The 23,871-nt window shown below is 52.1% G+C and carries 20 protein-coding genes and 1 pseudogene; 17 read left to right on the forward strand and 4 right to left on the reverse strand.

What is annotated here, in order from left to right; all coding sequences use genetic code 11:
- Positions 1 to 51 precede the first annotated feature (51 nt).
- The 3 genes from SH139x_RS05400 (at position 52) to SH139x_RS05410 (ending at position 5,559) form a co-directional block, all read left to right on the forward strand.
- Positions 52 to 1,287, forward strand: a complete 1,236-nt coding sequence (locus SH139x_RS05400) for a toxin-antitoxin system YwqK family antitoxin (protein ID WP_488354259.1) — start codon at positions 52 to 54, stop codon at positions 1,285 to 1,287.
- A 76-nt stretch (positions 1,288 to 1,363) separates the two neighbouring features.
- Positions 1,364 to 4,828, forward strand: coding sequence for a YncE family protein (locus tag SH139x_RS05405; RefSeq protein WP_488354260.1), 3,465 nt, complete (start codon positions 1,364 to 1,366; stop codon positions 4,826 to 4,828).
- Between the two features lie 302 nt (positions 4,829 to 5,130).
- Entirely contained in the window at positions 5,131 to 5,559 is a 429-nt protein-coding gene (locus SH139x_RS05410; protein WP_488354261.1) for a hypothetical protein, read from the forward strand.
- Between the two features lie 34 nt (positions 5,560 to 5,593).
- Here SH139x_RS05410 and SH139x_RS05415 read toward each other — a convergent pair whose 3' ends face one another.
- Entirely contained in the window at positions 5,594 to 6,646 is a 1,053-nt protein-coding gene (locus SH139x_RS05415; protein ID WP_488350742.1) for an IS481 family transposase, read from the reverse strand.
- Positions 6,647 to 6,979: 333 nt separating this feature from the next.
- Here SH139x_RS05415 and SH139x_RS05420 point away from each other — a divergent pair, with 333 nt between their 5' ends.
- From SH139x_RS05420 to SH139x_RS05440, 5 genes are all read left to right on the forward strand, one after another.
- Positions 6,980 to 8,728, forward strand: coding sequence for a WD40 repeat domain-containing protein (locus SH139x_RS05420; protein ID WP_488354262.1), 1,749 nt, complete (start codon positions 6,980 to 6,982; stop codon positions 8,726 to 8,728).
- A gap of 150 nt (positions 8,729 to 8,878) precedes the next feature.
- Positions 8,879 to 9,721 carry a formylglycine-generating enzyme family protein gene (locus SH139x_RS05425; RefSeq protein ID WP_488354263.1) on the forward strand — a complete coding sequence of 281 codons (843 nt, stop codon included), beginning with the start codon at positions 8,879 to 8,881 and terminating at the stop codon, positions 9,719 to 9,721.
- 471 nt (positions 9,722 to 10,192) lie between these two features.
- Positions 10,193 to 10,762, forward strand: a complete 570-nt coding sequence (locus SH139x_RS05430; protein WP_488354264.1) for a hypothetical protein — start codon at positions 10,193 to 10,195, stop codon at positions 10,760 to 10,762.
- Between the two features lie 180 nt (positions 10,763 to 10,942).
- The gene (locus tag SH139x_RS05435; protein WP_488354265.1) at positions 10,943 to 11,146 is read left to right on the forward strand and encodes a hypothetical protein; all 204 of its coding nucleotides are present in this window, start codon (positions 10,943 to 10,945) and stop codon (positions 11,144 to 11,146) included.
- 738 nt (positions 11,147 to 11,884) lie between these two features.
- Positions 11,885 to 12,604: a calcium-binding protein gene (locus SH139x_RS05440; RefSeq protein ID WP_488354266.1), complete on the forward strand. Its 720-nt coding sequence runs from the start codon at positions 11,885 to 11,887 to the stop codon at positions 12,602 to 12,604.
- A gap of 229 nt (positions 12,605 to 12,833) precedes the next feature.
- On the opposite strand, the gene SH139x_RS05445 is transcribed toward SH139x_RS05440, so the two are convergent.
- Positions 12,834 to 13,442, reverse strand: coding sequence for a sigma-70 family RNA polymerase sigma factor (locus SH139x_RS05445; protein ID WP_488354267.1), 609 nt, complete (start codon positions 13,440 to 13,442; stop codon positions 12,834 to 12,836).
- A gap of 281 nt (positions 13,443 to 13,723) precedes the next feature.
- Here SH139x_RS05445 and SH139x_RS05450 point away from each other — a divergent pair, with 281 nt between their 5' ends.
- From SH139x_RS05450 to SH139x_RS05475, 6 genes and pseudogenes are all read left to right on the forward strand, one after another.
- The gene (locus SH139x_RS05450) at positions 13,724 to 13,909 is read left to right on the forward strand and encodes an ISAzo13-like element transposase-related protein (RefSeq protein ID WP_488356163.1); all 186 of its coding nucleotides are present in this window, start codon (positions 13,724 to 13,726) and stop codon (positions 13,907 to 13,909) included.
- Between the two features lie 336 nt (positions 13,910 to 14,245).
- Positions 14,246 to 15,298 (forward strand): annotated as a pseudogene (locus tag SH139x_RS05455) (IS481 family transposase).
- Positions 15,291 to 15,539 (forward strand): hypothetical protein, encoded by a 249-nt coding sequence (locus tag SH139x_RS05460; protein WP_488354268.1) that lies wholly within the window; start codon positions 15,291 to 15,293, stop codon positions 15,537 to 15,539. Before SH139x_RS05455 ends, SH139x_RS05460 begins: the two are co-directional and overlap by 8 nt.
- Entirely contained in the window at positions 15,536 to 15,802 is a 267-nt protein-coding gene (locus tag SH139x_RS05465) for a hypothetical protein (RefSeq protein WP_488354269.1), read from the forward strand. The genes SH139x_RS05460 and SH139x_RS05465 overlap by 4 nt, the downstream gene beginning before the upstream one ends.
- 443 nt (positions 15,803 to 16,245) lie before the next feature.
- Positions 16,246 to 16,497 (forward strand): hypothetical protein, encoded by a 252-nt coding sequence (locus SH139x_RS05470; RefSeq protein ID WP_488354270.1) that lies wholly within the window; start codon positions 16,246 to 16,248, stop codon positions 16,495 to 16,497.
- A gap of 595 nt (positions 16,498 to 17,092) precedes the next feature.
- A complete protein-coding gene (locus SH139x_RS05475; RefSeq protein WP_488354271.1) occupies positions 17,093 to 17,473 on the forward strand; it encodes a sigma factor in 381 nt (126 codons plus the stop codon).
- Here SH139x_RS05475 and SH139x_RS05480 read toward each other — a convergent pair.
- Positions 17,366 to 17,617: a hypothetical protein gene (locus SH139x_RS05480; protein WP_488356171.1), complete on the reverse strand. Its 252-nt coding sequence runs from the start codon at positions 17,615 to 17,617 to the stop codon at positions 17,366 to 17,368. The two genes, SH139x_RS05475 and SH139x_RS05480, sit on opposite strands and share 108 nt — an antisense overlap.
- Positions 17,618 to 17,803: 186 nt before the next feature.
- Here SH139x_RS05480 and SH139x_RS05485 point away from each other — a divergent pair, with 186 nt between their 5' ends.
- Both SH139x_RS05485 and SH139x_RS05490 read left to right on the forward strand, forming a co-directional pair.
- Entirely contained in the window at positions 17,804 to 18,331 is a 528-nt protein-coding gene (locus tag SH139x_RS05485) for a sigma-70 family RNA polymerase sigma factor (protein WP_488354272.1), read from the forward strand.
- On the forward strand, positions 18,324 to 19,982 hold the full coding sequence (locus SH139x_RS05490; RefSeq protein WP_488354273.1) for a LamG-like jellyroll fold domain-containing protein: 1,659 nt from the start codon (positions 18,324 to 18,326) through the stop codon (positions 19,980 to 19,982). Before SH139x_RS05485 ends, SH139x_RS05490 begins: the two co-directional genes overlap by 8 nt.
- A gap of 39 nt (positions 19,983 to 20,021) precedes the next feature.
- Here the strand turns inward: SH139x_RS05490 and SH139x_RS05495 are convergent, their stop codons facing one another.
- Positions 20,022 to 21,404: an IS4 family transposase gene (locus tag SH139x_RS05495; protein WP_488354274.1), complete on the reverse strand. Its 1,383-nt coding sequence runs from the start codon at positions 21,402 to 21,404 to the stop codon at positions 20,022 to 20,024.
- Positions 21,405 to 21,520: 116 nt separating this feature from the next.
- Here SH139x_RS05495 and SH139x_RS05500 point away from each other — a divergent pair, with 116 nt between their 5' ends.
- On the forward strand, positions 21,521 to 23,785 hold the full coding sequence (locus SH139x_RS05500) for an NPCBM/NEW2 domain-containing protein (RefSeq protein WP_488354275.1): 2,265 nt from the start codon (positions 21,521 to 21,523) through the stop codon (positions 23,783 to 23,785).
- Positions 23,786 to 23,871: the final 86 nt, after the last annotated feature.

Consider the following 23,871-nt stretch of genomic DNA (forward strand, 5'->3'; position numbering starts at 1 on the left):
AAATTTTGCTGAGGGGTATTCCATCGAAGCGGGGATTGTCGAATACACGCGTTGAGCTGCCGTTCGATGACAGATCGTCTTGATGGTACTCTTGACTCCAGACGCTCACTCCCTTTCCGGAGAGGATCAGACATGCCACGTTTCATCTACAAAATGTTTTTGCCGGGCTTCCTGGTGACATCGCTGACAAGCGGTTTCATCGCTGCCGACGAGAATCTTCCGATCCCCGATGCCGCCTACGGCCGCATCGAACTGCAAGAACCACTGCCTAATCATGCGAACATTTATGCGAATTGGTTGCACGACAGCGAGAACGGGTTTCGGATCTTGGTTCCACCGATGTCGAAGGTTCATTGTCCGAATCAGCCCATTCAGAAGGGGGCTTCCAAAATACTTCTGCGAATCGAACCGATCGACATGCTTGCTCTGGAGATCGGATTGATCCCCAAGACCATCAAAGGAAAACAACTCACTGCAGAGCAAATTCTAGGTTCCATCGCTGCCGACGAAAAAACGGAGGTCATCCGTAAAGACTCTACCATGGGAACTTCTTGGATAGGCCGCGGGTACCGAACCTTGGGCAAGGATGCGCCTCCTCAAACAATGACCATGCTCACGTCAACATCCCAAGAAGATTTTGTATTTGCGAGAATTCGATCTCGTTTCCCATTGGAACTCCGAACTGCACTGGCAATCCTCGATTCGTTTGACTTCGTGGAACCAGATTTTGAACTGGAAAGAGTTTTGACCATGCATGAAGCCAGCGAAGCGAAAACGGAAACGGTACCGGCGACGACGGTAAAAGGGTGGTTTGAAGCTGGAAGGCCAAATGGCCTAGTTACGCACGAGGATGAACGAGGACGCCGTGTCTACTCAATGACGTGGCTCAACGGTCAGAAGAGTGGTCTTGAACTTCGGCATTGGCCGAGCGGCGGCGTGTATCGCCTGAGGCTATTCGAATATGGCGTCTCGCAGGTGCAAAGCTTAAGCTTTTACGAGAGTGGAGAATTGCACTCGATGAGCGATGTTCAGAATGGTGTCCTGGAAGGAAATAGTTCGACTTTCTACCGAGACGGCAGTATCTCGAATACCGTGAAATTTAAGAACAGTCGTTGTCACGGAACAATGACGCACTATCTTCCTGATGGACGTTTGATAGGTCGAACCTTCTACGAGCATGGCGAGCAACTGGGCGAAGAATCTCTGTTAGGACTCAGTCAAAGTGAAACTGCCATGGGTATGGAGAGCGTCCTGCACCCCGGTTCGGTTTGGAATGCCCCTCTTTAGTTTCCAGGGTAGAAAGCACCAAACACAAGCCGCAAACATCCAATTTCTTTTATGTTAGTCAATTCGAGTTCTCAAAATGAAGTCGTACTCAAAGAACTGCACCCTTCTTGTTTCCGTGGTTTTGCTCAGTATTCAAACTGACTGCATGGCTCAGTTGCCAGAAATTGTTGCCGACAGGGAGAGGCAATTGGCCGGGGATGTCCAAGATCATGTCTACAGCGTCATCGATGAAAATCGAGTCGCTCTGTGGCACAAAAACTTTCGAGATCCCAATCCACGGTTTTCTCAGCAAAATTTGTGGAGTGAAGTATTTGATTTTCGAACCGACACGAAGACCCGCACCGACTTCGTTCAAGTTCCGACGAACGACGCCGAAGTCGGGCTGGTCAGCCGTCATCATCAATATCGACTGCTGTTTATCAAGTTTGATCGGAATTATGAAGGAGTTCTTTACCAGGGACCGAATGCCGTCAGACGACTGCCGTTTCAAGGAAAAGATCAGCGAATTCGATTCTCAGAATCTGAGAAGTGGTTGATCCATCATGAAAGTCGCCCGGGGAACCCACGCAAATATGAGCCAAGATTGCTGCATGATATTGCCGTTTTTGAGACAGCTTCGGGCAAACTCGAACGCAAGCTGAAACTGTCTGCCGAGGTTGAGAAGGTCAGGCGAATCGTTGATGTGTCTTCGGATGGCCGTACCTGCTATCTCGAAGCAGAAATCCAAGACAAACGATCCAAGGTCATTGTCGCTGTCGATATGACGACAGGAACTCTTCTTTGGCAGTACGAACTGGAGCACCGGTACGGTTCCACCAACAAAGTCCAATTCAACCTGGCAACCAACACAATCCACATTGTGTTTGACAAGGCGGTTGAACAAATCGACGCGTCATCCGGAGAAAGAAAAGGGCGAATTGAACCTGGGTATTATGCCGCCGATGTTGACGTTTCACCCGATGGCAGGTGGATTGCGATCGTCGGGAATTCATCCGAATTCGTGATGATCTATTCCGCAGAGATAGAGAAACCGGTTGCGTTGCTAAAGGGCAAGGAGAAGGTGGAATCGTCTTTCAGCGAAAGTCGATTATCTTGGGGGCCCGATTCCGAAACGTTGATTTCCATGAGGAAACGTAGCCTTTCGAGCGGGAGATACCGAGCACTTTTCCGTTGGCGTTTGACTGCGGAGGTCAAGCGCGCGATGACCAAAGGCGTGCCTGAAAATAATTCGACTGCTTTGCTACCAAGCGTCTCTGTTGTGGGTAACGATACTGCAAACAGCATGTATTCCCCAGAATGGGCTAATGGTGTTGGCTTTGGTAAGCGAGTCCTGATTCCCAATGGTGAACAACTCGAAATCGAGTCGGAAGACACAAGAACAATCACTGCGTTTGAGAACGAAGACTCTAGGAGCTATCGTGTTGTTCTGACAAGCAAAAATGGCTTCCTGGACTACGAAACATCAACTAACAGATTTCGCCAATTGCTCCGCAGCAAAGCCAGTCGTGGTAAGGCGTTTCGTGGATTGCTTAATAAAGACGAAGGGAGTGAAGCAATTGGCACCGCTATTTTTCCTTTCGGAGACGATGAAACGACTCCGGCTCTTATGAATTTGGGCTCCACTCAATTCAGCGTGCACGCGATTGTGGCTTATCCGCATTCGGCCGGCTATCAGGGGTTTGCGTTCGACCTCAAGATGAATCAGATGGTCCGTTTTGTTGCGGATCGAGAGATGAAATGGAAGGCCGCGTATCCCGTTCAATCGACGGACGCACGATCATCTGTTTTCGATATTCGCGGTGGATTTGGAAATCTTGATTCGGCGAAATTCTTTGGACACGATATCAATCCAGATTACGGCAGCCGATGGTTTTTCCCATACGGTGTGGTTGCAGAAGATTCAGAAACGTTTTTTGTTCCGCTGCCGAAGGGACCAGTTAAACGTCGCCCCGGTCAGATCAGGAGCCTATTGAGCCGTGCCCGTAGAGACATTGAAGCCGTTCGGATGACCGAGCAAGGGAAACTAGTTTTTGTTGGAAAAAACTCGTTTGGTACAGCCGATCAGAATTTAAATTTTAAGTGGCAAGACTTTGACGAAGGACTCTACTTTCGGGACGGGTACGACGCATTCTCCATGCTGGGCGACGGGCGACATGCTGTAGTTGTTTTAAATCGACGTGATCGCTCAGGGATAGAACTCGTTGTCCTTGATTTTGTAGAACCCGCTATCGTATCGCGGACGAAGCTTCCTGAGACAGTCTCAGGCGAGTCATTGTGTGCTGCAAATGGGACGATTGTCGTACGAGATTCAGACGACAGACACAGTACGTTCTTCGCGTGGCAATTTCGAGAGGGACGAATTGAGTGGCTAGGTGCCACAGATCCTTCGCAGTTTCTTGTTGAAGCCGCCGAGACTTGGGGCTTGTCCGATGATGGTCAGCTCTTGTTGACACTTTCGAAAGTGACGAACGCGAAGCCGAAGCAGTACGCCCTTGGGATCCTGCCAATTGCCACGATTAAGGACAGTTTTGAATATCCAACCAACGAGAATCCACGTCGCGCAAACGGTTTTGCTGACATGCAACGCAGTGAGCTTGCGTTTTCCGATATACCCGCCGATGCCGCGGACCTGGTCGTTGGAATTCTACCGAAAGCCAAGTATTGGTTTGCAATCTCGCCTGATGATCGTTGGCTTGTTGGACGATCGGATGACTCGAGGATGATTTTCCACGACATCGTGAATGGTAGTTCCTTCGACTTCTATGTTCGAAGCGCAGGGCAAAACGTTGGATTCAATCCAACTGGAACGAAAGTGGTTTTTAATTGGGGACACGAGTTCCAAGTTTGGGATTTAAGCAGCCAGCCACGTTTAATTTGTGAAGTCTCCAAGGAAGATCAATGGAGCAAGGAACTGCTTCGCCTTATTGATGATGCTTGCGTTTTTTGGTCGGGCGATGATGTTTTAGCCGTCGAAGAAGGAGGATCCGCTCTGTTTCGTGTCCAGCAGAATAGGCTTGAACTCCTATCAACATCCGAGGCTGGAGGATTCAATCCATCGCTTTCAGGAAATCGATTGCTGCTACGAAAGGGGAGAATAGACAGGCCGGAAGTATGGGAATACCGCCGGGAAGGTAGTGAATGGATCGGCGTTTCAAAGCGGTCCGTTTCCGCGCTCCCCAAGTGGCCCAAAAGAATTTGGCAGGACGCTGCGAGTGGCAGGTTCTGGGTCCAGGGGAACGCCATCGTGGCTTCTTGGGATGGCAAGGAGCTGGGGCGGACCAGTGTTCCCAGCTATAACCGCGTTAGCCACTCCGAGAATCGCAATTGGATCGTGCAAGGGCGATTCCCCAGTTCCGAGGAAAATAGGATCAAAGTCTTGAATGGAAACCTGGAGACAGTTTGGGAAGGCGTGTGCCCCGAGGGCGAAAGTTCAGCACAATACGGGACTCTCTTGATTACTAATGATGGTCGCCATGTGTTGTTGTCCGCCGGCGATTCTGAGAACACCTATGTTCTTCGGATCCCCAGAAGTCGCGAATAGTGGGCGACGGCGAATAGCGGCGCATGACACCGTGCTGACCTGGATCCTGTTCGCCTGGGAGCCGCAATTGATTCACTTAAGATGACGAATAATTTAAGCTGCTTTTTGCAAATTGTAAAATTCATCACCATTCGTTGAGGGCAAAAGCCGGGGAAACTTGATGTTCTCAATGTGAGCTTCCTGCCAAAGGCTTCTGACGGAGACCCAGCACCATGAATCGAGAAAGACGTCTCGCTACTCACTCCCGCCGATCTTCCATGAACATATGCAGACTCGGCTGCATGTGCTTGCTGATGCATTTCTTGACAGCATCGCTTGCTGTTGGTGACGACATTCGATGGCTCAACCTTTCGTTGCCAGAGCAGGGTAAGAACCGATTCGACATGGAGGATATTCAATCGATCCGAGCGTTTGCGCGGGGCAATGGAAAAGACAGAGCCAATTACGACGTGACGCTCATTGACGATGGTGGACGGATGGTCCGGATCGACGTCGCGAGTGGTAAGCACTGGGAGTTTTTTCCTCACAGATACGGGCAAAAGACCGCGGTTCCAGACCCGCTGCCTTTAAAATTGGCCACTGAAGATAAGGAAGGAGAATATTTGGGCCGGATCTACTATCCGTACGGTGGTGACAGCATTGCATGCAAGCATGAAAGCGAGCCGCCGGTAGCGGCAAATTTTGTCATTCCTTACCCAACAAACACTGGGTTCCGTGGAGTTCTGGTGTAGTAGCCAGAACTTGATCTGACATGTTTTACCCAGATTACGCACTGGGCTGTAAGAGCTGGTCGAGCATTTTCTGTTCGGCCAGTTTCTTCGAGTCATCGAAAGTTTGTCTCGGAGTCTTCCCGAAACAGAATCTTCCGCTATGTGGTCGTTCTTCGTTGTAACTCCGCATCCATTCATCGACATCCGCTTGGAGCTGCTCGATGGATTCATAGAGCGTTTTGCGAAACGCGATCTGGTAGAACTCCTGAAGCATCGTCTTGTGAAACCGTTCGCAGATACCGTTGGTTTGAGGGCTTCTAGCTTTGGTTTTGGTGTGATCGATGTTCTCGAGAGCCATGTAGAGTTGATACTCATGATGCTCTCGATTGCCACAGTATTCAGTGCCTCGATCGGTGAGCATGCGTAGCAACGAAACCCCTTCTCCTTCGAAGAACGGAACCACTTGGTCATTAAGCATATCGGCAGCTACCAACGCATTCTTGCGATCATATAGCTTCGCAAATGCGACTCGAGAATACGTATCGATAACAGTCTGCTGATAGATCCTTCCCACGCCTTTAATGGTGCCGACATAGAAAGTATCTTGCGCCACCAAATACCCGGGATGCTCTGTTTCAATTTGACCATGAGCTTCCTTTTCGAGCTTAGCTTTCTCAAGAGCAACCACTTGTTCCTCCGTGAGCACGCCGCCATCTTGCGCGACTTTCGCTTCAAGCGCTTTGAGTCGCTTCTTGAAGGTCTCAAGACCGTTTCGCAACCAGATGCTTCGTACGCCACCAGGTGACACCAAATGCCCGTGCTTTTTTAGCTCGTTGCTTACCCGAACCTGACCATGGGCGGGCTTCTCAAAAGCCATTTTGAGAACCGCTTCTTCAACGGCTGGATCGACGCGGTTCTTGACCACAGGCTTCTTCTTGGAAATCTCTTTGAGAGCCTCCTCGCCCCCTGTTTGATATAGATCCTTGAAGCGATAAAAACTGTCCCTGGAGTAACCAAAGACCTTGCAGGCCTCCGACACATTCCCTAACCTTTCGGCCAGCTTAAGCATCCCGATCTTATTCTGAATGATCTTCCGTTCGTTCGTCATTTCGACACTCCCGTCCTGCGAGGTTGACCGCCGGTTGCTAGCTTTACTCCGGTCGCTGCGCTCCCTTCGTGCAGCTAGCAACCGGCAATGCCTTCCTCTATCCAATGGTGAGTGTCAGATCAAGTCTAATTTTCTACAGTTCTGGGCATGAAAAAGTACAATAACAAACCCAACATACTTGAAATGTATAGCTACACGGCCAACCGAGCACTCAGTAAACTTCGTGTTGAATTGGTTGATTCAGTGAAGCCTGGCGAAGATCCACGTGTTCAATGCCCGGACGATAGTGAGATCTCTAGCGTTAACGGTCAATTCATCTTCAGTAGCGCAATAATGACTTCTGTCATGACGGATCGTTACTGTCTCGGTGATGGGGACTTGAATCGGAGCAAATTGATTCACTGCCGGCGTTGGGATGGGCAGCAAAGTTTCATCATTAACGGAGCGAACTTTTTTGACCTTCAACCGAAATGGGATCTACTGGCGGCCGCGCCGCTCGCCAGACACAATGCTGTTGTCGTCGTATATGAGGAAGGCCTGCTTTACTACGACGAGAAAGAACGAGTTGCGGCCTATCCCGAAGGTTGGCGTCCAATGCATCGGCAGTCCTCACCGGATTTTCGTAATCAAAATTCTCTACAGTTTGCGAACGACGGGTCTCGCGTCCAGCTGCTGATGGAAGGGCCTGACCGCCAGTGCGAGCTCTGGACCTTTGACTGCAAAACGCTAACGGTCATTCAAAAACTACCTCTTCCGTCTGCTGGCCGCAACGCAGCCTTTGAGCAACGAGCAAACTTTCTTGCGGTGCAGACAATTCGAAAGAATGGAGAACTCTTTTTGTTGTTCGAACAGAAGAATGAGACAACTCTTCCGGCACTTATCGGAAGGACATCTCCACTCAACGCGGCCTTGGCAAGAGCAGTTTGCTGGAGCATGTCCGACGACGAGAAAATGATCTTCTTTGTATCGCGTCCCGATGGCGAAAGCGATCTCAGGCTCGGTCAACTCTCTTTCGATTCGCTTCGATCCAAGACAGCTGACTCCCACGCCCCCGTTGGCTCTGGTTTCGCAGGGTTTTCGCAGGGAAACATTTCGTTCGAAGAATTGCCGGCTCGCGCAACAGATGCCATCGTTGGAATTCTTCCCGAGGCAGAATCCTGGCGGGTCATTTCTCCCGATGATCGCTGGATCGTTGGAACGGGCTTGCAACTTTTTGACACGCTTAGTCGGCAATCGCACAGGCTTCCGGGGACGGGAGGCACTGTCGCTTTCAGCGCTGATTCAGCCTTAATGGCGACTTTTGGACATGGTGGTATTCACGTTTTTGATGTTTCTGGGACTCGCCCGGTCTTTTTCGCTTCCAGCGATCGCTTGCCGGAAGACACTCGCTCGAGTCTGGGTGAATTGCTTAGAACTGTAGACGACGGCGCGTGCTTTGTCTCGGCGGATTTGGTAGCGACCACGAATCGAAATGGCTCCGTTCGATTCCGGATCGACGGCCCGGATCTGAAGGTTGTCTATCAAAGTAGTGAGAAGCCGAAAGCCCGCCACGCTGAGTTTTCAGAGGATGGCGCGAGTGTTGCATTGTGGGATGACGAAGGGGCCATCTGGCGATACGAGTGGACAGGACAAGCGTGGAACGGAGTCGGGAAAGTTTCAGTACCATTCTTCGATCGTCGGTATCACAATGACTCAAATCTACGTTTTCATGCGATGTCAGCTAGGGGAGATAGCCTCGCAATCTGTGCCTCTTCAAGCTTGACCGTTTGGAATGATCTGCAAAACGTCGAACAAGAGCCGTTGACCACGGTTGGCCGGTCGACCAACGCACTTGGCTTCAGCTCGAATCGTTGGGCGGCGATCTCGCAAAACCAGCAATGGATCGCCTACGTCGAGAAGACAGACAACGGTTGCAAGTTGACGCTTGTTGATCGCGAATTGAATCCAGTTTCCAACAAGGAGTTGCCATTTCAGTTCAAAAAGCAATACAGGGGTGGGTTGATGGTCACCAACGACGGCAAGCATGCGATGGTTCGCAACGACAAAGGGCGTTTTTACGTGATTCGCTTGCAGGCAGAGTAGCCACGTAGGAAACTTCAATCGGGTAAACACCTCGTGAAATTTGTGTAGCGTTAAAGGAACTTTCGGATGTTCGCTTACGGAGATCGGTGCTCGTTGTGTGCCCTCCTATCACTTTCGGTTGCTGCTGCAACGTTGAGTTGCGGCGAAGCTATGGCCCAGAAGCCAAAGGCAATCACCAATAGTATCGGTATGAAGTTGGTGCTGATCCCCAAGGGGACTTTCACCATGGGGACGCCGCTAGATGAAGTGGGCTCCGAGGATGATGAGCGGCAGCATCAGGTTACGATTAGCAAGGACTACTATCTTGGCATCTTTGAAGTTACGCAGGCACAGTACAAAAAAGTCACTGGCAGAAATCCTTCACAATTGAATGGACAGGTCTTAGCTGAAAGAATCCCGGCGAAGAAACATCCTGTCACGGGAAGAACCGTCGAAAAAGCAAAGATTATCCCGAAGGACACCTCGGATTTCCCGGTCGATTCGGTCACATGGGATGACGCAGTCTATTTCTGCGAGCGACTATCGGGCCTATCGGAGGAGAAGAGGGCCGGCCGAGTTTACAGGCTACCGACGGAGGCGGAATGGGAATTTGCTTGCCGGGCTGGGAGTAAAACGGCATACAGTTTCGGAGACGACAAGAAAACACTGGCGGACTACGGGTGGTATTACGGTAACAGCAGCGAGAATGTAAGTTCACACCGCACACATCCAGTCGGCGAGAAAAAGCCGAATGCGTGGGGACTGTTCGACATGCATGGCAACGCATCGGAGTGGTGCCTAGATTGGTACGGCGACTATTCTGACATCGCTGTGACAGATCCAAGGGGGCCGTCATCTGGAAGTGATTCTTTGGGTGACGGCCGGGTGCTTCGTGGCGGCGGCTATCGATGGGATGCGGTGGGTTGTCGTTCCGCTGCTCGCAATTCATGCAGCCCGTCTTATCGCTCGCAGCATAATGGCTTCCGGGTCACTATGATTCCGCCTGCGCAGTAGGTCCGCACACAATTCAAATACGTCCCGCTGAATTCCACCAGGCCCGAAGGTCGCATTAGGGGGCTCTACCTCTGCTTCAGCAGCACATCACCGCATTCGCCTAATACTGCCGACCGGTGCACCAAAGCAAGAGCATCCCATCGATCGGTAATCTCGGCCTGGGCTTTAGCCCTGTCACAGTTCCGGCCAGCCAAGTGAGGGCGACTGCGAAACCGGCAATTGGAGACGATATCGCCGCGCGGTAGGGGCCCGAACGGAGCGTGCTTAAGCTACAAGAACTAATTAACACGAAATTGCGTCTGGAATTCGGAAATAACCCCAAACCATTGTCCACCCGGCACAGAAGCAAGGGGCATTGCACTGACGAGCATTTATTTCTTGTAAGAACCTGAGAAACGTGAGGGACTATCAGAGGGAAACGTGACGTTCAAGCAACGTCAACGGTTTCGCCTATCCAACAAGGAGAAGAAAATGTCCCAATCCCAGACCGCTTGTCTCAGCACCCTTTTTGCCATTCTTTTAAACGTAGCAACCTGCGTCCCTGCAAACGCTCAAGAAATAAATTGGAAGCGTTACCCACTTGCCGAGGGAGCATTCAGTGTTCGTTTTCCTGTAGCCCCAAGGGAATCGAGTCGCAAAATAGCAGATGGTATGGAAGCCCACGAAGCCAGTTGCAACTTGTGTAACGGCCAGATTGCTATCAGCATCATACCGAATAGGCCGGGAGATGCTTGGCATTCCGAGTCACTTGCGGAATCGTTACTGAAAACTCAGAGAAGCCATGGCTCAGATTCAAAATTGTTGTTCCTAAACAAAACGAAGTACAACGGAAAGCCTTCTGCCGAGATCGGTTACACCTTCACAGTGCAAGGAGAAACTTTGTATGTTCGAGAGCGAATCGTCGCGATGGAAACCGGTCGTGCTCAGATTTCACTATTGAGTACGCTCACCGATCCTGTAGAAGCCTGGTTGGGAGACTACTTTTTCAACTCACTCGAAGTGGCATCACCGGCACAGGGGGCCTCTTCTGCGACTAAGTAGACTTCGCATCGTTGCGACACTTGAATCGGATTCAATTGCTACCATCTTGCAAACTAACCGCTCATGGGATGTCAGTTTCGCTCGAATGCAGTGTTGGAGTTTCAACACTTAGAAAAATTGGTAACTATTTAGCCCCATGGTTTTTGCTGAAACGACGCGATAGGTTTTATTGTTGTCACCATGGACCGGACCAAAGCCAATGCCGTTGTTGATCCGCCGATCAACGCCTCGCTGCTCGACAAGTTGCTTGCCAATCAGTATGGCGAAGCCGATGCGAGACGGTTCGTCAGCGGAGATCCAGAGTGTTTTTTACGTTGCTCACCTTGCCGCAGCGAATCGCTGAAACACCCGCGGCAAGCGACTCCAACACGCCATCGTCGGTAATTTCGGCTTATCAAAAGCGGTCGGCCAAGCCCAAGCCGAAAAGCCACACATCACGGCTCAGCTGCGCCCCAATCTTCGCGGACTGTTCGATACTGACGGCAACGTCTACGAGGGTGCCACGATTGGTACAACGCGTACGATTTGATGGGGAGTAGAACGGATCCTATGGGCGCGACTTTGGCCTGTTTATCGCGAGGATCCCTTCCGGGGCGGATCGGGGAGGTTCCTTCAATACCGTCAGTCCTGGGTATTGCCGGTCTGCGTCCCGCTAAAAGAACATACCCTCGATGGGCGGCGGCGCCCTCGGCTTCCGTCTTACCACCATGCCACCAGGCGAGTCGCACGGGGCCGTTGAACAAGAAAGCAGAGACAAATCCGCTGAGGGTTGGGGGCCATGAAAAGCGTCCTCCACGTAGGACAGCCAATCATTGGGCGATGGCAGAGAGATGGTCAATCCCAGGAAACGGTTCACTGGAGCCGGAAGCACAGCAGAATGCAGCCCTGCAAAATCGCGGAAAAAAAATTCCGGATGCGAGGGCATCGTTACCTGGATGGGGACTAATCGAGGAGAGGTAACCAATTCCTATCGGTCTTGGCACTTCGGCCGCATCGCACCATCCATCCAATTTCTATCATTGAGGGCACAACAGAATGTTTAGCAAACGCCGATCAACCAAATCTCACAGAAACAAGGCAAAACGATTCCTCATGTGCGAAAACTTGGAAGGTCGTCGCCTGATGGCAGCAGACCTTTCAGGTGGCACTCTAACGATTCATTCGGAGCCAGTGCCCGGGGCAGTCCCGACGACGATCGTCAGCCAGAGCCAGCAACAGGTAACTGTTTGGCAAGACGGAAACGAGACGACGTTTTCCCAAAATCAGGTTCGTCGAATCGTCTTTCATGGGACAAATCAGAAAGATAGTTTCGACAACCGCACGGACATCTCTGCAACCGTTTATGGCAACGGCGGAAATGATACTCTTCGCGCGGGGGCAGCTCACGACGTGATTTACGGCGGATCGGGCAACGACACGATCATTTTTGAACGTGGTGGCGGAGTCGCCTATGGACAAGCTGGCAATGACACGATTACAGCGTACGGCGACAATCAGATCACTGCCTATGGCGGTCGAGGAAGAGACACAATTACCGGCGGGAACGAAGACGACAAACTGTATGGGGGACTCGGCAACGATACTATCCGTGGCGGCAGTGGCGATGACTTTATTTCCGGCGGTCGCGGAAATGATCATCTCTGGGACGGTGATGGCAAGGACACCGTACTGGGTGGCGGAGGAGTAGACCGTTTCTACATGGAATATGGATACAGAGACGATGGCGACCTAGATAGGATCAGCCTTGGTGGTTGGGCTCAGCTCAAAAACGAAACACACTTTGCCCGGGACTACGAGTTCAGTATGAATGGATACCTCAACGAAGGAAAATTCCGCCGATGATCCGGCAGGAAACCGCCGATCAATCATGGTCCGCCGGAGTCGATAAAGCCCGATACCGAAGGTGCAAAACCACGCGACTCCATATGCAGTAGACCGTGCTTGATCTGACAGCTTTGCCCCAGATCATGCACTGGGCTGTAAGAACTGGTCCAGCAAGAAATGCTCGACCAGTTTCTTGCGGTCGTCGAAGGTTTGTCTCGGGGCCTTTCCAAAACGGAATTCCATTTTGTTAGTCTTCGTCTTGAGAGAGTTTTTCTCGGAGGATCGCCAACTTACGTTCCACCGTGGCAATGGAAACCTTGACCTGCTTGCTGATTTCCTTGTTCGTGTAGCCCTGCATTTTAAGAACGGCGATTTGTCGAAGCTGATCGTTGAGTCCTGCGAGCAATTCGCTGACCGTGATACCGAATTGGTCGACGTACTCCGGAGTGGGCTCCTTGCCAGGTATGCCGTTGATTCCCTGGGGGTGCGTTTCGTCTGCTTTAAGAAAGATAGACTCTCCGTGTACTTTGCCACCACCCGCTTTCTGGCTTGTCTGGCGGCGAATCTCGTTGAGCGCTCGCCGTTCGGTGATCAATGCCAAAAGTGCCCAAAGATCACCGCGCCCCTCCAAATCCGGAAAACGCCCTTCTTCGAGGCTCTTGAAACACTCGGCGATCGCAATGGTGGCAACGTCTTCCTCACTCGTCACACGCCGGAATTTAGCTTTCATCCGGTTATGGGCTAATCGTACAAGCCTGGAATAAAACCGTTGCCAAAGTTCTTCGGTGGCGTCCCGATTGCCCTCACGGAGTTGGTTCATGTAGTAGGTGACGGAGCCTTCAGTGTTTTCGAGCATTTTTTATGCTGGCCATTTTGGGATGTCGGGTATAGCCTCGGGGTGAGTGCGAAACATTGCATTTTAAAAGAAATTTTCGTTCGTATCACAGTGCTGGCCAATCGGGGTGTGGCGGACGCATAGAATAAAGAGTCTAGCCAAAGCGTTGGCGGAGCCGAGAAGCGGTAAGACCAGGTGAAAATGGTGATGGACACTCACGACTTTATCGACAAAAACTCGGCAACGCGATTGCTTAGAGCGTCCATGCCATCGACACCATTGTGGATTGTGGATTGTGGATTGTGGATTGTGGATTGTGGATCGTGGGAGAAAGTCGTCATACGGCGAACCTCGCTGTTGAAGCGATACGAAGGAAGTGGAAATGTCTGAGAGAGAAACACTTCCATCAACGGAAACGACTTCGGATTACGGCGGACAGCGGAGACAGCAATGGCAAGAGCAAAGCAATGGATGCACTACGAATTTAGGGCGAACTTTTTCATGGTGATCTGGCAATTTCTTTTGAGATGGTTCCTCAGCACTAAGCTTGCCGATGGTGAGTCACGAACCGCGGATTTGCGGCAACATGTATGTAAGCAATCGCGGTGTACTGCCTAATTCCGATGCAGGGGGAATTAAGCGGTGGTGACGTAGTCACGTACAATATCTGCAAATTGGTCTAAAAGTGTAGGAAATTAGACTTGATCTGACACTCACCATTGGATTTAGGAAGGCATTGCCGGTTGCTAGCTGCACGAAGGGAGCGCAGCGACCGGAGTAAAGCTAACAATCGGCGGTCAACCTCGCAGGACGGGATTTTCGAAATGACGAACGAACGGAAGATTATTCAGAATAAGATCGGGATGCTTAAGCTGGCCGAAAGGTTAGGGAATGTGTCGGAGGCCTGCAAGGTCTTTGGTTACTCCAGAGATAGTTTTTATCGCTTTAAGGATCTCTATCAAACAGGGGGCGAGGAGGCTCTCAAAGAGATTTCCAAGAAGAAGTCTGTGGTCAAGAACCGCGTCGATCCAGCCGTTGAAGAAGCGGTTCTCAAAATGGCTTTTGAGAAGCCCGCCCATGGTCAGGTTCGGGTAAGCAACGAGCTGAAAAAGCACGGGCATTTGGTGTCACCTGGTGGCGTACGAAGCATCTGGTTACGAAACGGTCTTGAGACCTTCAAGAAGCGACTCAAAGCGTTTGAAGCGAAAGTCGCGCAAGATGGCGGCGTGCTCACGGAGGAACAAGGGGTTGCTCTTGAGAAAGCTAAGCTCAAAAAGGAAGCTCATGGTCAGATAGAAACGGAGCATCCCGGGTATTTGGTGGCGCAAGATACTTTCTATGTCGGCACCATTAAAGGCGTGTGAAGGATCTATCAGCAGACTGTTATCGATACGTATTCTCGAGTCGCATTTGCGAAGCTATATGATCGCAAGAATGCGTTGGTGGCTGCCGATATGCTTAATGACCAAGTGGTTCCGTTCTTCGAAGAAGAGGGTGTTTCGTTGCTACGCATGCTCACCGATCGAGGCACTGAATACTGTGGCAATCGAGAGCATTATGAGTATCAACTCTACATGGCTCTCGAGAACATCGATCACACCAAAACCAAAGCTAGAAGCCCTCAAACCAACGGTATCTGCGAACGGTTTCACAAGGCGATGCTTCAGGAGTTTTACCAGATCGCGTTTCGCAAAACACTTTATGAATCCATCGAGCAGCTCCAAGCGGATGTCGATAAATGGATGAGGAGCTACAACAAAGAAAGACCACATAGCGGAAGATTCTGTTTCGGGAAGACTCCCAGACAAACTTTCAATGACTCGAAGAAACTGACCGAACAGAAAATGCTCGACCAACTCTTACAGCCCAGTGCGTAATCTGGGTAAAATATGTCAGATCAAGTTCTGGCTACTACAAATCAACCAGGCAGACATCCAAAACGTCTTGGCCGACTTCGACGACGTCTGGGACGCACTCCCGCCTCGCGAACAAGTCCGTGTCGTCTCGCTACTGATCGACCAAGTTCACTTCGATGGCCCCGGCGGAAACGTCGCGATCACTTTCCACCCAACTGGTCTGAAAAGCCTTGTTCAACAACCTCTGGAGACTGCCCAATGAGTGACTCACTCACTATTAATCGAGCATTCCACGTCGCCAACCGCCGCAACGGTCGCAAGCATCTGCGGGATGGCGTTGCCCCCATCCGTCCCACCGGCCGAGTCCCACGCGTAACTCGGTTGCTCGCCTTGGCCCATCGCTGTCACCAATTGATCCAGGAGGGCGTAATCATCAACCAAAGCGAACTGGCCCATTACGGCCAGATCTCCACGACCCGCATGACGCAAATCATTTGGATGGACAACCTCGCCCCCGACCTCTAAGAACAGATCCTCGCCTTACCACGGACCGTCCAAGGTCGCGACTTGATCCTAGAACGCGAAGTCCGCCCCATCGCCAAAACACTCGATTGGAAACAACAACGTTCCATGTGGGCAGATCTTCGGAAGCGGCTCCCAAAAAGCGATCCCGGCTGATTATGAACCAGTAGCGAAAGCGACCAAACTGCCAACACTTTCCTCACTTCGCCCGAATCGCCGCCACGTTCGCCCTACGTCGCGGCTTTTTTCGTTCTTGGACGGTTAGTCGAATGGTTGACGCTTCGCGACACGACGCGTTTGTGGGCAACCTCGTTGGGCCCTGCAGAATTCCGCGAAAGCGTCTGAGATGTGTGCGGAATTCGCTTGAACCATCTCACCAGTTGTCGTTCAATCGGTCCGACGCCAACGCATATCATCACTTCAAGATCCAAAAAGGAGATTTCATCATGCCTATGACCGAGGTCCAAAAGTCCAAAGTCGCCGCACTTCGCAGCGAAATGAAAAGGCTCGACCCAGCGACCTACCAGGACATCCGCGAATCGTACTACCAAATCGCAGACAATCTTCACCCCTTGGTCAACGCGTTGGAAAAAGCCGATGCAGACCTCGGCCTCGACGGTCCGCTTCTCGAAGAGCACTATATTTTTTGTGAGATGCTCGATCGACTCAAAAAGAGCTACCTCGGCGGTGCCGTTTGACGCGATAGGCGATCGGAAAGTTGATTGATCGCAAACGAAACGACGAATCCAACCTGAATCAGGAAACCGCATCGAGTCGCCGAAAGATGCTCCAACGTGTTAACCCGAGCATGATTTTTCACCGTCCGGCTCGCAGGGGCCGAAGCAATCGGCGAATGAACTTAGAGCGCGGCTGAAAGGCGAGAGCGCGATAGTCTCGGCGGAGATTTGCCAATTCTGGGTTTCGAGGCCTCAGCCATACCGGCGAGATAGAATTAACCGAGACGCTCTCGATTGCGGAAGCCCAGCAAAAAACGTGCATTTTTCGCGGCGAAAGTGACGCCGCGAATTTGGGAACTCTTAACGAACCGGCGTGGTCGCCTTGGTTCGCAAATTTAAAAGAGTACAGCGGAAGCAACCGTTTTCGTGCACACTCTCGCGGAACGTTGGTTGCAGGCTCATTCGGCAAGTCAGTTTCCTAAGCCCTTGTTTCGCAAGGACCATTGCTTAGTGTCTCCGATGGCTGCCAGTTGTTTGATAGGGTGACCAGCCCGGATCGCTAATTTTTAACTTCGCTGTCCCATTCGCGTGTCTCGTCGGAAGTAACTTATGAGATATGAACGAAAAAACCAAACCACCTCGACCAAACCCTGCAAACCAGCAGGAGTTCTTTAGAGTTTTCCTTGCCAATGAGCGGGAAGTCCTGAGGTATGTCGTTGCGCTGGTGCCAAATCTCGCCGACGCGAGGGAAATTGTGCAGCAGACGGCGATGGTGCTGTGGGAGAAGTTCGACCAATACGACGCAGATCGGCCATTCACCCCGTGGGCCTGCCGATTCGCGCTGAATGTCACGCGGCACCGGATCGATCGGAGGCAGCGTTGGAAGATGTTACTGGAAGGTGGGCTCGCTGAAGAACTGGCTCTTCGGCGCGAGCAACTCCAACCCAAATTTGATGCTCGTCTCATGCATCTTGAGGGTGCACATCAGAAATTGTAGTTTTAGGCGGCCTGTCCGTTGGGGTGGCTGCGTCTGAGAGTCCGTTGCCCTGGCCGCCGACTCCATCCACGCGGTCGTCATCGGCAGACCCGACATCCGATACTGGTCACGCTGAGGAATAAAAAGACCTACGACAGCGGACATGGTGTGAACTATTTGGTTCGCAGTTCGACAGCCGGCCGGTCGTGATTTTGCAGTCCAAACTCGCTGCCGACGTTCAAAACAAACGCTCTGCGATATTCGCGAATTTTTACCCAATAACTTGAGAATTGTTTCCGAATATTGCGCCACCACGATGAATATGGGCAATGCGCTGAATGTGGAGATGAAGTGAGCGACTTAACCCCGGAATTTGTGAGTTTGTGGACACGGTATCAGCCGGAGGTGCGACGGTACGTCTGCAAGCTCGTGGTGAAAACGGCTGATGCGGAGGACGTGATGCAGCAAACCGCTTCTCGGCTCTGGGAAAAATTTGATCAATACGACTCGGATCGACCGTTCGTGGCGTGGGCGATCGGTTTTGCGTATCACGAAATCCTCTCGTGGCGACAGCGACAGGGGCGCGATCGGCTGGTCTTTTCTGAAAAGATTCTTGCTCAATTGCATGCCACGAGTGTCGAGGAAGACTCGCTGCTTGAACTTCGACGAAATGCCCTGGACAGTTGTCTGCAGAAGTTGGGTTCGAAAGAAAGGGAGCTGCTGCTTCGCCGCTATTCGGAGCATGGTGCCGTGCAGCGAGAAGCAAGCCGGTCACAAACCAGTCCACACAAACTTTATTACGCCATCGAAAAACTACGAACTCGTCTCATGGCGTGTATTGACGGCACGATGCGACAAGAGGGCTGGCAACATGGATGAAGCCAATCATCCGCGGCAGATCGATCCGCTTCTCGCTCGTCTTGTTGATGGAGACGCTACGCCCGATGACATCGCCGCCATCGAGTCGCTCCTGGATGGAAACCCGGAAGCTCAACGCAGGTATTTGCATTACCTCGACCTGCATCAAGAGCTGCTTGCCAAAGGAAACGCTGGTCTTGCTGACACCACCGACGAGCCTCGTTTCGGCGAACTTGAATCGGCCACAAATCGTCAGGGCGTTCCACGCACGAAAGCGATCGTTATTCTTGGGCTAGCGGCTTCAATGCTGGTCGCCACGGGAATCGGAGTTGCGCGCTGGACAAAATCGACGCCGAGTGACAACACCAGGGAGGATGGCAACTTCCTCCAAACGATTGCAAACAATGAAGAAGCCGACAGCGGAGTTGCCGTTCTCACCGGCGCTGTCAACGCACAATGGCTGGGTGACGCTTTTCAACAGACGGGGCCGCCGCAAACGGGCAGCATTCTTTCGCCAGGCGAACTGCAGCTGGTTGGCGGAGTGATTCAAATCGAGTTCTACAACGGAGTGCAGTTGCTGGTTGAAGGCCCGGCGGACCTGGAGATTCGATCGGTCGCAAGCGTCGTTTGCCGGCGGGGAAAGCTGCGATCGCGCGTTCCGCCGAACGCCACGGGCTTCAGCGTGTTGACTTCGAAATTTGAACTTGTGGACTTAGGGACTGAGTTCGCCGTCGATGTTACTAACGACGGTCGTGCCGATGTCCATGTGTTTGACGGAGAAGTCGAAATCTATTCACCGGATGGAAGTCGCAAAGCAGATGACAGGAAGGTATTGCTGGGCGGCGATGCGATGCAGTGGTCAAACGAAGGGGCCAAGACGGCCGCTTCCGCGTCGCCACAGGCGTTTGCTTCGTTTGAGACCGTTCGTCAGCAATCGCAAACGCTCGCCGGTCAGCGGCTTGCTAAGTGGCGGCGATGGAATGAGAAATTGCAGGAGGATCCACGCGTTGCCATTCGGTACGACTTCGAAGACCGCGAAACCACTTTGTCCGATCGCGGAACAGCAAAGGCTCACGGCACGATCGTGGGTTGCGGTTGGACTTCGGGACGCTGGCCCGAAAAGCACGCCTTGGAATTCAGACGCCCCGGTGATCGAGTGCGGATCGATGTCCCCGGCCAGTTCGATCAACTCACGCTCTCGATGTGGCTGAGAATGGATGCCCTGCCAGGCCGTACACAATCACTGTTATTGACCGATGGATACGAAGTCGGGCGCGTGCACTGGCAGGTGTCCGCAGCAGGCGAACTTCGTTTGGGGCTTCGCCTGCCATCGGAAACGAAAAAAATGCGTACCAGTGGATACGGTTCGCCCGTGTTGTTCACTCCGCGCAGTATCGGGACGTGGAATTTTGTCTGCACCGTCTACGATCGAAGCTCGCAGCAAGTACGCCACTTCCTAAACGGCCGTTTGGTGTCCAGCGAACCGATGGCATTTGATCAGCCGATTCAAATTGGAATGGCTGAGATCGGAAACTGGGGGTTGCCGCTGAACCCGGAAAGTCCGAACTACGTCATCCGCAACTTCATTGGCCGAGTGGACGAATTGACGATCTGGAACACCGCACTCGATGAACGCGAGATCGCCAGCATCTACGGAGATTCACACCCTTGAATTCGAATACATCACTCCTTCGTTTAACGGCAATACCGTTCAATGAAGCATAACCACTGACTGGTCAAAGGTTTTCGTCAACGGTTCTTGGTTTCGATGTTCGGGGCGGCATTTGTGCCAACGTGACATTTTTCGTTTGATCACGCGTGGGTTGATGCGGTTGCGGCGCGGCGGGATTCGCTCACGACTCATTTCCCAGACCACAGCTGCATACCACTGCGAGAAACTTACTTCGTTGCTCGGATCGCACTCCGGTAATCGAGTCTTGAGTATTTGAAAAGAACCCTTGAACGACAACCGATCAACGTCCATGTTCGCTTCGGTAGCCGCTTCAAGCATTAACGCGCGAACCACGAAATGACCTAGCGACATCGCATACAACTCTTGCTTCAGACCGTCGGTCGTTTCGCTGCGAAGATTCGTTGTCTTCTCGGCCCGACAAGGATCTTGGTGAGTCTTCTGCTCATCAAAGACCATTTCTTCTTCCCAGCGTTCGTGGTACTCCATAATCAGTTCCATGGCCGGAAACTCCATCGGGTCCATCAGGTTGGTCATCAATCGATGAACTTCATCGTGACCGACACGCTGAGGGTCATCAAGCTTGTACTCGATCACTCGGACTAGGATGCCTTGTTTGTCATTTTCGCGATACCAGTTGCTCGGATAAACCTTTGCCAAGAAGGATCCATCGTCGAAGCATTTGATCGGTTTGAACACCATCGACTTTTGAATGCGAACAAGCAATTTGTGCTTCTCATGCAGTATTTTCCAGTGTTTGTAGCTAAAAAAGCCCCTGTCTTCGTACAGTAACGCGTCTTCGGGAATACGATCCCATAGCTGCTCGACCAGCTTCTTTTCGGAGTCTTTCCAACCGCCGTAAACAAATGCGAACTCGATGTGAGTTCCGAGTTCGACAAGACTGACTTTACGGACTTGAGGAAAGGGGGCTGCGCCACGACTTCCTGACGAGCGTCCAAGATGCTGATGCGCATCGCAATCAGGCAACTCGAGAACCGTACCATCGATCGCGACCCGGCGCATACCGCGATAGAACGCACCAGGCGTCTGCGGCGTGGCCAATGGGCGGACCACTAAACTGTGCAAGGCAACGAGTGGTTCGCTCCCAAGTCGTTGACGCGCTATACATAGGCTGGACCTAGCTGGCGATTCTTCTCCGTGCCGCAGCCGACGGCAGGCTTTGAAGACTTGACGGATAGGAAGCTCAGTGAAAAGGCCCATTGCCAATACGACCCAAATCATCACTTCGTTGGTCAGCGTGCAGGACCGCTTGGTCTGCTTGCCGGTATCGGCGAGTGCTCGCTCTACAAGTTCAGGTGCAATGATCTTTTCAAGTCCAGCAATCCGATCTAAAATCCTACCGTTGACTTCCGAAGAGAGGTCAGAGCATCCTTGCCCGTTCATGTCGCGGCTCCTTGCGAGGTTGGTTGGTGAGACAACCTAACTCTAGCAGGAGCCGCGATTTACATAAACATTGAACGGTATTGCCGTTAAACGAGTAACCCAACATAAGAGTAAACATGAGTCGAACACCCCACACACCTGCTAATTTTTTCTTGTTTCTGTTGGCCTGTGGAATGTCACAATTCTTCCTGCCACAGACGGTCGCAGCGCAGGAAGAATCGCTGCCCCCTCTCAACGGCAGCGCTCCTCAAACGCTCGACGAAGTTTGGGGTGACTACGATCCTGAATCCGAGCCCATGGAAGTCGAGACGTTTCGGGAGTGGGAAGAAGATGGAATCGTGATTCGCGCCGTTCGATATTACATCGGCACGTTCAAAGGCAAGAAGGCGTGGATGGCGGGGCTGTATGCGTTTCCCAAAGACGGCAAGAACCTGCCAGCGATCCTGCAAAGTCATGGCGGCGGAGGGAGTGCCAGCTCCAAAGAATGCGTCGAATTTGGACGGCGCGGCTACGCTACCTTTAGTCTCAGTTGGCGTGTCGAGCCACGGTATCTAAAGCAATACGATCTACCGCCGGAAGCACAAACGGACTGGGGTGGCGTCACAGCAGATCAGGTGCCTGACGCCATGGGGATCCAGCCGAGTGGTGATCTGAACCTCGACCCAGTTCCTTCCGGAAGAAACGAAGGCTATTTCCTGCGAACGTTGGCTGCTCGACGCGGCATCACGTTCTTGGCGCAGCAGCCAGAAGTCGACGCAAATCGAATTGGTATGACCGGCCACTCCATGGGCGGAGTCATCACGCATCAGACCACGGCGATGGAACCGGTGCGACTCAAAGCGTCCGTTCCATCGGACGGTCCGCCGATTGAGCACCTGCACGAAACGCCGCGAAATGCAGATGCATTACAGACACTTGAACTCGAGCGGCGAACCGCCGTCCCCGCCTGCTATACCGACAGAATCCGAGTGCCGATGCTGTTTCTGAATTCGGTCAACGACTTTCATGGCCACGCCGAAGACGTGGAATGGATCATCGATCACTTGCCCACCAACGCCTACAACATCGCACGCACGCCGCATGCGAACCACTGGCACAATGCCGCCGCAGACGCAGCGAAGTTTCTCTGGTTCGACGCCAATCTCAAAGGCTCGTTCGAATATCCTGCTGCCCCGGTGATCGAACTGGATTTGAAGACAGTCGATGGGATTCCTGTTGCCACCGTGATTGCCGATTCGAAATCAAAACTCGAAATCGCTTCCGTCGACGTTTACTTTACACGCGACGGAAACAACGACTTTTACCTGGGTTATCAATCACGGATCTGGCATTACGCAAAATCGGTGAAAACCGATGCAGGCTACGAAGCCAAGATACCGCTCATTGATCAGCAAACACCACTGTGGGTCTACGCCGATGTGAACTACCGGCTGCCGGGCGATAACAACCTCTACAAGGTCCCGACGGCGACCGACGTGTTTGTATGCAGCACACGGATGCCGATGGTCGACTTTGAAACGCTTCAGGACGCCAATGTCCGCTTCGCACCATTCAAAGAAACTTCGGTTGTGGAGCACTTCCACGACGACTGGGACAAGGAGTGGTTTTCACGTCGCGCGGGCGCGGACTATGCTTCATTCAAACTGCTCGATCCAAGGCTTCGCATTCCTGAGCGAGCCAAGCTGGTGGTCGGTTTTGAAGGCGAGGGAGTTCGGATCGCTTACGTCTCGATCGGTGATTACTCAACCGGTGTGCCGATCAAAGCTGGAATGAACGAGATCGAGCTGTTTCCGTTTCAGCTCATCAACAGCCAGACACAGGCGAGTATCGTCGACTGGCGTTCCGTTTTGAATGATCGTCCAACGATCAAGCTTTCGTTCCACGGAAAATCGTGGCGGCCCAACAAACTGATGTTCGTTGAAGTATCTGCCGAAGAGTTTGATTCCCATCGCCCGGATCGGCTGGCGAATGCAGAAATGATTGGCGACCAGCTTCCGCTGACGTTCGCGCTCGCAGAACAAGCGATCGTGCCGAAGGTTCACGGTGACCCCATTTTCACTGCCACGCGAGGCAAATCCACGCCGGACTACGAGACCGGGTTGGTCGTCAGGCCGGGAAGTGAACTCCGGTACTTTCTGAATCAGCGGTTCAAGCGATTCCAGGCAATTGCCGCGCCTTACTGGCAGGCATCGGTCACCTACGAGATCTGGGTAGATGGCGAGAAACAATTTGAAAGTGGCAGGATGACCGGAAAGTCAAAACCCGTATCGATTGACTTAGATGTCACCAACAAACGTGAACTGAAACTCATCGTCACCGACGCCGGCAATGGAACGGGAGGCGACCTGGCAATGTGGGCGGAAGCAGTGCTCATCAAGTAATGCTCGAAAGGCGTAGCCCGCCTCGTTTAACGGCAATACCGTTCAATGTTTATGTAAATCGCGGCTCCTGCTAGAGTTAGGTTGTC

The sequence above is a fragment of the Kothea flammea genome, assembly GCF_052161645.1.
Taxonomy (GTDB): domain Bacteria; phylum Planctomycetota; class Planctomycetia; order Pirellulales; family Pirellulaceae; genus Laterigemmans.

What these genes read in the sequence shown, in the direction of transcription:
- SH139x_RS05405 (WP_488354260.1), top strand. Translation starts at nt 1,364, where the DNA reads ATGAAGTCGTACTCAAAGAACTGCACCCTTCTTGTTTCCGTGGTTTTG.
- SH139x_RS05415 (WP_488350742.1), bottom strand. Translation starts at nt 6,646, where the DNA reads ATGACGAACGAACGGAAGATCATTCAGAATAAGATCGGGATGCTTAAG.
- SH139x_RS05420 (WP_488354262.1), top strand. Translation starts at nt 6,980, where the DNA reads ATGACTTCTGTCATGACGGATCGTTACTGTCTCGGTGATGGGGACTTG.
- SH139x_RS05425 (WP_488354263.1), top strand. Translation starts at nt 8,879, where the DNA reads ATGGCCCAGAAGCCAAAGGCAATCACCAATAGTATCGGTATGAAGTTG.
- SH139x_RS05430 (WP_488354264.1), top strand. Translation starts at nt 10,193, where the DNA reads ATGTCCCAATCCCAGACCGCTTGTCTCAGCACCCTTTTTGCCATTCTT.
- SH139x_RS05435 (WP_488354265.1), top strand. Translation starts at nt 10,943, where the DNA reads ATGGACCGGACCAAAGCCAATGCCGTTGTTGATCCGCCGATCAACGCC.
- SH139x_RS05440 (WP_488354266.1), top strand. Translation starts at nt 11,885, where the DNA reads ATGGCAGCAGACCTTTCAGGTGGCACTCTAACGATTCATTCGGAGCCA.
- SH139x_RS05445 (WP_488354267.1), bottom strand. Translation starts at nt 13,442, where the DNA reads ATGCTCGAAAACACTGAAGGCTCCGTCACCTACTACATGAACCAACTC.
- SH139x_RS05465 (WP_488354269.1), top strand. Translation starts at nt 15,536, where the DNA reads ATGAGTGACTCACTCACTATTAATCGAGCATTCCACGTCGCCAACCGC.
- SH139x_RS05470 (WP_488354270.1), top strand. Translation starts at nt 16,246, where the DNA reads ATGCCTATGACCGAGGTCCAAAAGTCCAAAGTCGCCGCACTTCGCAGC.
- SH139x_RS05475 (WP_488354271.1), top strand. Translation starts at nt 17,093, where the DNA reads ATGAACGAAAAAACCAAACCACCTCGACCAAACCCTGCAAACCAGCAG.
- SH139x_RS05480 (WP_488356171.1), bottom strand. Translation starts at nt 17,617, where the DNA reads ATGTCCGCTGTCGTAGGTCTTTTTATTCCTCAGCGTGACCAGTATCGG.
- SH139x_RS05490 (WP_488354273.1), top strand. Translation starts at nt 18,324, where the DNA reads ATGGATGAAGCCAATCATCCGCGGCAGATCGATCCGCTTCTCGCTCGT.
- SH139x_RS05495 (WP_488354274.1), bottom strand. Translation starts at nt 21,404, where the DNA reads ATGAACGGGCAAGGATGCTCTGACCTCTCTTCGGAAGTCAACGGTAGG.
- SH139x_RS05500 (WP_488354275.1), top strand. Translation starts at nt 21,521, where the DNA reads ATGAGTCGAACACCCCACACACCTGCTAATTTTTTCTTGTTTCTGTTG.